This window comes from Leptospira perolatii (genome assembly GCF_002811875.1).
Taxonomy (GTDB): domain Bacteria; phylum Spirochaetota; class Leptospiria; order Leptospirales; family Leptospiraceae; genus Leptospira_B; species Leptospira_B perolatii.
This window is the reverse complement of the sequence record NZ_NPDZ01000028.1, coordinates 1-7,342: the sequence shown is the minus strand read 5'-3', so window position 1 is coordinate 7,342 and position 7,342 is coordinate 1. Positions and strand designations below refer to the sequence as shown.

The window sequence follows — 7,342 nt, the reverse complement described above, 5'->3', positions numbered from 1 at the left end:
TCTTGATCCTTCATGAAAGTTTGGAGCAATTGATCCTATTGTCTTCATAGTTAATTAATTCCGATGGCGTATAACGACCAAGGCTTGACGACGTTTCGCGAGTGCGCAAGCACTTGGCACGAGGCTTGCCCCGCAAGACGAGTGACAAAGCGAAATGTGCCGAAGGCCAAGCAAGGGTGCGAAGCAACCCGCAGCGCAGCGTTAGAGCCGACAGTTAGACGTAGTGGATATCTCGTTACCGATAATTTTGCCATTTAAAAACTTTGATTAAATGATAGTAAATTTTCTTTGTTCCAAGTTTTATTCTCTTTAATTCAAAGGAAAACTTTTCGAGATCATAGCCAGCCTCAAACTCAAAGCGATGCACAATCTTATGCCTTTTCTCAAAGAAATTATGAAAATAATCATATAAAGTCTGATTTGATTTTTTATATTTAATCTTTAAAATCTTTTCTAAGTTAATCCTATTATCAATTTCCTTGAAAGCATTGCATAGGGAGGAAATATTTTGAAAAGATACACTTTGAGAGAGGGATTCAAATAAATCAGATTCTTCTTTTACTAATTTGATAATCTCGTTTCTATGAATTTGTGATTTCCGAAAGAAAGACTCATTCGCTTTATACTTAATAAGAGCAATATATGTACTTCTAAAATAATTTTCTAATGCTGATAATAGAAATGGAATGGCCATTCCGGCAGATAAATTTAATGGGTGGTGGATGCCAAGCGTATCCATAAAGAATTTATCTCTTGGCACTTGACCTTTAGTGCCTTGATCAATTATTCTAACGTAATATTCAATGGACTGAACCATTTGCAGAAATCGCTCGTAAGCAAGATAACATCCTGCTTCATCATTTTCACGATCTTTTCCGTAGATTTTAAAATACCGTCCTTCTCCATCGTCAGTCGCAAATGATCCTCCAAATCGTTCTTTTAATAACCTAATTGTTCGATTTTGCACAGCTAAATCTGAAGTTGAACACCAAACATTAGTCCTCGTAAATATTTTTGTAACATTTCTATCGCTATCATCTATTGAAAGATGAACGGCTTGATAATGTCTATAATTATCATCCTTATAATAGAAATAAAATCCCGGTGATACTTTTTCATATCCCATCAGGAAGATGAATTCTTCAAGCTTAAGCCTTTTTAATTTCGGCAATCTGTTTAATGAATCGTGACCCATAATTGTAAGATAATATTCTATCCATTACGTCTAACGACCAGTAATTGTCGAAGTTCCGCGCGTCCGAAGGACTTGGCACAAGGCTTGCTTTGCAAGACGAGTGACAAAGCGGAATTTGGCATAGCCCAAGCAAGGGTCGCGAAGCGAACCCGAAGCGCCGCGACAATTTTTAGTTATCTGCTGTGCCGCGCCCCGAATTCTAACCGGCGCAGCCAAGGAAGGCGAAGCCGGTTAGGGATTATAACGCAACGAGATCTTCAAAGAATTCTTGTTGATATGCAGAAGCGGAATTATTAGATTTTTTTGCTGATTTTTCATTTAGCCATTGAACGATAGACTGCCCTACTTTCTCAGCAACAGGAGGTGGAAACGCATTTCCGATTTGGCGATAAGTCGAAGTTTTCTTCCCTGAAAATTTCCAGGAATCTGGAAATCCTTGTATTCTTGCGACCATTCTATTAGTTAATTTGGGCAAACCAATAAAATCACTTTCAGGGGGTAGATTTGCAATACCATTCCCATCAACACCCATCTCCGACCATTGCCTTTTTGCACGAGTCGGACCTAAGTCTGGACCTCCATGCTTTTTACTTCCCCCTACAACTGTAGGTGCAATCTTATCAGCTATAATTTTCCATTGATCAATTTGCTTCCATGAGTTTTCATTCATTAAGTCATAGATGGTTTGAGAAACAGTTTTTATTTTTCCTTGAGGTTTTGGCCAAGGAAAATTGACCTTCCCATCACGACGACCAACAAGAATAAAGCGCGGTCGTAGCTGGGGTACGCCATAGTTTGAAGAATCTATTACTTTAAATTCAACATAATAGCCTAATGAAATTAACTCTTTTAAAATATAATTTCGATATCGATCGAAGTTTGCAGAAGCTAAACCTCTAACATTCTCAAAAAAGAAAGCTTGAGGTTTTAATTTTTCTACTGCTTTCACAGCGATTGGAAATAAGTCTCTCTCATCTTTGTGACCAAGCTGGTGCCCCGCAATGCTAAACGGCTGACACGGGACCCCACCGCAAATTAAATCTACCCCTTTGAAATCGCGAAAATCAACATTATTTAAATCTTGATTGTAAATCGGCCAACTAGGCCTATTTAGCGCCAAAGTATCGCAAGCATCCTTTTCAATCTCTATCAGGCCTATATGCTCAAATCCGGCTCTCTCTAAACCTAGAGCCTGACCTCCTGCACCGGAACATAATTCCAAGATTCTCATTGAATCGTAACTCTCATCTAAAGCATATATTTGTATAGTGTTTTCTGCTTTTCAGATTGTAAGGTCTCGGAATTTTTATTCATTTATGCCGGAAAAGCTTAGTGATGTTAAAGCACTAATTCTAAGAATTCTTTCTAAAGGGAACTGGGTAAGTTCCAAAAGGCTTTTAGAAGAAACAAAACAAAAATACTTTGATCGAAGAATTCGAGAATTGCGCGATGAGCTTGGCTATGATATAGAGTCTTCTCATGTAAATGGAGAACCTCATTATCGACTTAGAAGTAGCCTAAGAAAGGAAATTAAAGTAAGAACCTATTTATCAGCTTCCGATAAAAAGGTTTTCCTTTCTCAAAATGAACAAAAATGCGCTTTATGCGGTAAAGAAGGAAACATCGGAAAAGACCTGCTCTGGGACCACAGGAGACCATTAATAAGAAATGGATCCGGCACTATTGATAACTTTCAACTACTTTGCAGAGATTGCAATAATCAAAAAAGAGTCGTATGCCAAGGTTGTTCCTTTGAATGTTCAAAATGTTATTTTGCTTATCCTGACCAATTTGAAAAACCATTGATAGTGCGACCAGAAAGATTAAAATCAATTGACTTCATCAAAATCGAAGCCGAAGAAATGGGCATTTCATTAGAAGAATACATTATAGTTAAATTAAACAAGATTATCGATTTCAGAAAATAAAATTCCTACTGAATACGATAACTAATCTTTATTTTTGGAAAACTCAGCTATCAAATCACCAATAGCTTTTCTTTCCTGATTAGAGAACTTCAATAAGTTCTGAATAATCTCTCTCAAGCCCTTTGTGGTCTTGATTTGGCTGAGTAAAACTTTATCTTGATCCGATTTCGAAACCAATTTATCTTCCTCTTCCGGTGAAAGATATTTAATTGGAAGGATTGGGATCGAATCATTTAAAAGCCAGTTGAAGTCCGGCTTATACTCATGCTTCAGAAGCGTTAAAAAAGAATGCGAAGCTGATTCGACTCGTCCTTGAACAATTCCATTCATTCCGGTAGGTGTAAGTTTCAATTTGGCAGCCGCTTCTTTCTGACTATCCCCTTTTGCTTCGATCAGGGCTTGCACCTTTTTACCGAGTAAATTCTCTACTTTTTTAACTGTCATTCAAAATACTTTTATAAAATATAATTGACAATAATACGTTTTCAGAGTATTATCGTATTTAGCACTTTGTGAGCGCAGAATTAGTTTTCATGGTATCTCCTTATTCGAAAAGCAGAAAAAGACCAATTCTGAGGCCCTCGAATGCCCAAAAGGTAGCAAATTCCGAGGTCACAATGTTTGCAAGTGTCCTTCCGCAGTGGAAAGTATCTAAGAAAGAGAAAGAATTCTTTTACAGAGCTTTGAAAACTGCAAGAAAGGACGCTGGTCTTACTCAAGCTGAAGTAGCTAAGAAATTAAAGCGAAGTCGAAGTCATATTTCTAAAATAGAACTAGGGCAGAGACGTTTGTTTATGGATGAGTTTCTGATTCTATATAAGCTTTATGGAAAACCAACTATTTATTTCTATTCCGCCTTTATTAAAAGTGATCTTGTTGAACGAACAGATTAAGCCCGAGTAAAATCTGCGAAGCAGTTTTAACGAGGGTTATTAGAACAAGTTACGTGAAGAATCGGCATCCCGATCGCAAAGCGTTCGGGTGGACCGATTTGCAATAATCGGGGCAAGTTTAAAAGAATTACAAAGCTGTACGGATTTTTTTAATTTCGTACTGAATTAAGCCATAATTTCTTAATTCATCATCACTAAGTTTTGTTATTAGATCAATTAAAGCATCTGTAGAAAGATCCAATTTGAGTATCCTTTGTAATTTTGTTATTATCGATTGAGGTATATCATACTCAAGCAGCCCATTTAAACTGGGAGGAAGGAATCTATGTTCAATTTGTCCAGAATAGAATGAATAATTTCCAGGTATCAAATTCTTTTTCTGAAATATATATTGTTGCATATCCGAAATAGCATTCAACCATTTTGGAATTTTATATTCGAACCAATTTCTAGATATATTAAGTATATAAAATGTCATTTGATCAATTCTCTCCTGCTCATCTGGAATTTCTTGGATTCTACGTGGATCATTTACTATTTCAGCGATTAGTGCCTGAATAGATTTTAAGCTAGAATATCTGTTGGTTAGATATGCTAATTGTCTTGCGCTGCGAACATCTGCTTTATTATCATATGGCTTTAACAAAAAATTCCAGCCTAATTCCAACACAGCTGCAAGTTGATCGAAAGAGGGATAAGCCGTCCAATTAAGAAGATCTTTGTAATTATAAAAGTTTTTTTCAATTTCATTAACTAATGAAATTTGTCCTTCAACATTGATACTTGAGTTCTTTTTTATTACTTCTTTTAAAGAGTCAGGAAGTAAATTGAATTCTTCTAATCGATCAGCTCCTTTCTGCTCAATCTCTTCTGTATTCATATTAATCAGCACTTCAATTGGTGCTTTTTCTTGATTAAAAAGAGGTATATCAAGAAACAATTCAAGCTGATCGGGGGTTTTTTCAAATCGATAAACATTGCCAATGTAATGTTTTTTCATACGACCGGATCGCCCCGCAATGTTCTTATAGTCAAAAAAATCTAAATTTTTCTTTCCCTTCTCCTTATCGAAAAGAATCACATTCTTAGCAGATGTATTCACTCCTTCAATAAGTGTAGAGGTGCAAAAAAGATATTTAATTTTACCTTCATTAAAAGCGTCAACAATCGAACTCCCTAAATGACGAGGTAAAGCTCCGTGATGAAAAGCAATTCCTTGGTCAATTGCATCCTTTAAAGACCATCGTCTATGGATATTAACTGTAATCCATTCTGAAATGTCATTTGCAGTCTCAGAGATTGAAAAAGCCATAGCATCTTCAAGCAGTGAAGCGTATCTAATTGATAGTTGTGTTGCCTTATTTGGAGATGCGCAATATATTAAGGTGCTTCCCTCTAGTTGATCCAATAAATTGAATAAAAGTTCAACTTTCTTTATATTACGTTCTTTTGCTCGAAGTTTTTCTTTAATCTCAATGTTATGCTCATCTACAGCAACAGTTGCGAAGTTAGTTGTATGCCAACTAAAATCAACCTTTTGAGAGAAAGATTCAGATACATTGTTTACTAAAGGTCCTAAGAGATAAAATTTCTTTGTTTTTTTCAGAAGTTTATAAAAGGCCTGATTTAAGACAATTGCCCGATCATCTTCTCTTTCAACACTCAATTTGTAGAATTCATCAATTACAAAAAAATCTATATTTGGGAAATTTTGGTATTCGACAACTCGTTCTCCTGTAAATAAATAAAGATTGCCTTTATGAGAATCAGGTTCTTGAGAAGTCGATACAATAATTTTATAATAATCTCTATATTTAATTAATTTCTTGCGAGTTTCATCTAAAAGAGCAAGAGTAGGTTGAATTATAACAATATTCTTAAAAACCTTACTTGCAATGGTTTCTTCAATTAATAGACTTTTTCCGAAACTAGTTGGGGCACTTACTACAACAGACTTACCAGAAAGCAATTCAAGTGAGATTTTCATCTGCTCTTCATGGAGATAAATATTCTCAAGATATGGAGACTCATGAACTTCATACCGAAGAGCCGCACTATCTGAAAGGTTTGCGTAATCTAAGTAAGGGTATAGTCCAGATGCTTCAACTAAATCGTTCCAAATTTGACGAGTATTGCTATCTATCTTTTCCCAAACATTTAGAATTCTTATTATGATATCACGAGCCTCTTGATTTTTCTCTTGAGTACTCAAATACTTTGAACATAGTTTAGAAATTGAAAAACTATCATCAAAAGACAGTGGCTCAGAATCAGAAAGGCGATTTAACACTTGGTTGTAACTTTCATAAATCATATTGATTGCATACTCCTTAGTCTTGAATGTAATTCATCTGTTAATTTAGCTTTATCTTGAACGGGTAGAAGCATTAATATTATGTCAACGTCTGTCTGTATCTTATTTGAATCGAACTCTTGTTTTAAAGATTTACACTCGATAATAAATTCATTTAAGAATTCTTTTGTGTTTTCGCAATGATTAGTATAGCAAGGGCTACTGTATGTGCAAACTAGAGGAATACAAATTCCGCTAAATATTTGATCTAATGTAGTATGTTCATGCATTAAATTAATCCAATGTTCCCGATCAGGAACATTTTCAGAAATCTTGGGGGAAATTAGCAAAAATTCTTTTCTTAGATAGTCTTCAGTCAAATGCTGTTTCAAGTCTTTCGTTAAAGATTTTATTCCTTCTTTACCATCACTATATATTTTAGATTCACCTAATAATAATTTCTTTGAAGTTCCATTGTCAATGATGTGAACTCCATCGAACCCTTTAACTGTTGAATTAGTGGCATCTTTGAAATTGATCTTTGAGATTAAAGGAAATGATTCACAAAAATCTCTTAGTAATAGATGAAGAATAACTTCACCAAACTCACCTCTTTTTTGATACTTATCAGTAGTATATAATTTAATCGCAGCTTGCTTTAGCCTACTTCTAATATCGGTCACAGGAACTTGCGGTAGCTCATAGTGTCCTAAAGCAAATTCAGGTATAACGCTTGCAATGACATCAGCCAACGGTTGCATTCTGAATTCTTTCTGATCAAATCCTACTTTGAATGCTTTAAAGCCCCCTTCAGCTATTGTTTCTTCTAATACTCTGTCTGATTGAAATGGCTTATTATTCATGGTTCTTCATAGATTGCACAATTACTTATTTCTTTATTGAAATTAAAGCCTGCCATGGACGGCAGGCGCTATAATGAAGGGGCGCGGCATGGCAGATAACGACCAAGGCTTGACGACGTTGGCGAGCTGAGCGAAGCGAAGACAGGCACAAGAATTGCTCTGCAATTCGA

General features: G+C 35.6%; 7 protein-coding genes. 2 read left to right on the top strand and 5 right to left on the bottom strand.

Annotation, left to right across the window (positions count from 1 at the left end; translation table 11 throughout):
- Positions 1–235: 235 nt before the first annotated feature.
- Both CH373_RS18365 and CH373_RS18360 read right to left on the bottom strand, forming a co-directional pair.
- The gene (locus CH373_RS18365; protein WP_100712822.1) at positions 236–1,195 is read right to left on the bottom strand and encodes a hypothetical protein; all 960 of its coding nucleotides are present in this window, start codon (positions 1,193–1,195) and stop codon (positions 236–238) included.
- A 238-nt stretch (positions 1,196–1,433) separates the two neighbouring features.
- Positions 1,434–2,426 carry a DNA cytosine methyltransferase gene (locus CH373_RS18360; RefSeq protein WP_100712821.1) on the bottom strand — a complete coding sequence of 331 codons (993 nt, stop codon included), beginning with the start codon at positions 2,424–2,426 and terminating at the stop codon, positions 1,434–1,436.
- 85 nt (positions 2,427–2,511) lie between these two features.
- Here CH373_RS18360 and CH373_RS18355 point away from each other — a divergent pair, with 85 nt between their 5' ends.
- Positions 2,512–3,123 carry an HNH endonuclease gene (locus tag CH373_RS18355; RefSeq protein WP_100712820.1) on the top strand — a complete coding sequence of 204 codons (612 nt, stop codon included), beginning with the start codon at positions 2,512–2,514 and terminating at the stop codon, positions 3,121–3,123.
- Positions 3,124–3,144: 21 nt separating this feature from the next.
- On the opposite strand, the gene CH373_RS18350 is transcribed toward CH373_RS18355, so the two are convergent.
- Complete coding sequence (locus tag CH373_RS18350; protein ID WP_100712819.1) at positions 3,145–3,567, bottom strand: transcriptional regulator; 423 nt, start codon at positions 3,565–3,567, stop codon at positions 3,145–3,147.
- Positions 3,568–3,740: 173 nt separating this feature from the next.
- On the opposite strand from CH373_RS18350, the gene CH373_RS18345 reads away from it, so the two are divergent.
- Entirely contained in the window at positions 3,741–4,016 is a 276-nt protein-coding gene (locus CH373_RS18345; protein ID WP_100712955.1) for a helix-turn-helix domain-containing protein, read from the top strand.
- 127 nt (positions 4,017–4,143) lie between these two features.
- Here CH373_RS18345 and CH373_RS18340 read toward each other — a convergent pair whose 3' ends face one another.
- The gene (locus CH373_RS18340; protein ID WP_100712818.1) at positions 4,144–6,330 is read right to left on the bottom strand and encodes a DEAD/DEAH box helicase; all 2,187 of its coding nucleotides are present in this window, start codon (positions 6,328–6,330) and stop codon (positions 4,144–4,146) included.
- Positions 6,327–7,172, bottom strand: coding sequence for a HamA C-terminal domain-containing protein (locus CH373_RS18335; protein ID WP_100712817.1), 846 nt, complete (start codon positions 7,170–7,172; stop codon positions 6,327–6,329). Before CH373_RS18335 ends, CH373_RS18340 begins: the two co-directional genes overlap by 4 nt.
- Positions 7,173–7,342 lie beyond the last annotated feature (170 nt).

What these genes read in the sequence shown, in the direction of transcription:
- CH373_RS18365 (WP_100712822.1), bottom strand. Translation starts at nt 1,195, where the DNA reads ATGGGTCACGATTCATTAAACAGATTGCCGAAATTAAAAAGGCTTAAG.
- CH373_RS18360 (WP_100712821.1), bottom strand. Translation starts at nt 2,426, where the DNA reads ATGAGAATCTTGGAATTATGTTCCGGTGCAGGAGGTCAGGCTCTAGGT.
- CH373_RS18355 (WP_100712820.1), top strand. Translation starts at nt 2,512, where the DNA reads ATGCCGGAAAAGCTTAGTGATGTTAAAGCACTAATTCTAAGAATTCTT.
- CH373_RS18350 (WP_100712819.1), bottom strand. Translation starts at nt 3,567, where the DNA reads ATGACAGTTAAAAAAGTAGAGAATTTACTCGGTAAAAAGGTGCAAGCC.
- CH373_RS18345 (WP_100712955.1), top strand. Translation starts at nt 3,741, where the DNA reads ATGTTTGCAAGTGTCCTTCCGCAGTGGAAAGTATCTAAGAAAGAGAAA.
- CH373_RS18340 (WP_100712818.1), bottom strand. Translation starts at nt 6,330, where the DNA reads ATGATTTATGAAAGTTACAACCAAGTGTTAAATCGCCTTTCTGATTCT.
- CH373_RS18335 (WP_100712817.1), bottom strand. Translation starts at nt 7,172, where the DNA reads ATGAATAATAAGCCATTTCAATCAGACAGAGTATTAGAAGAAACAATA.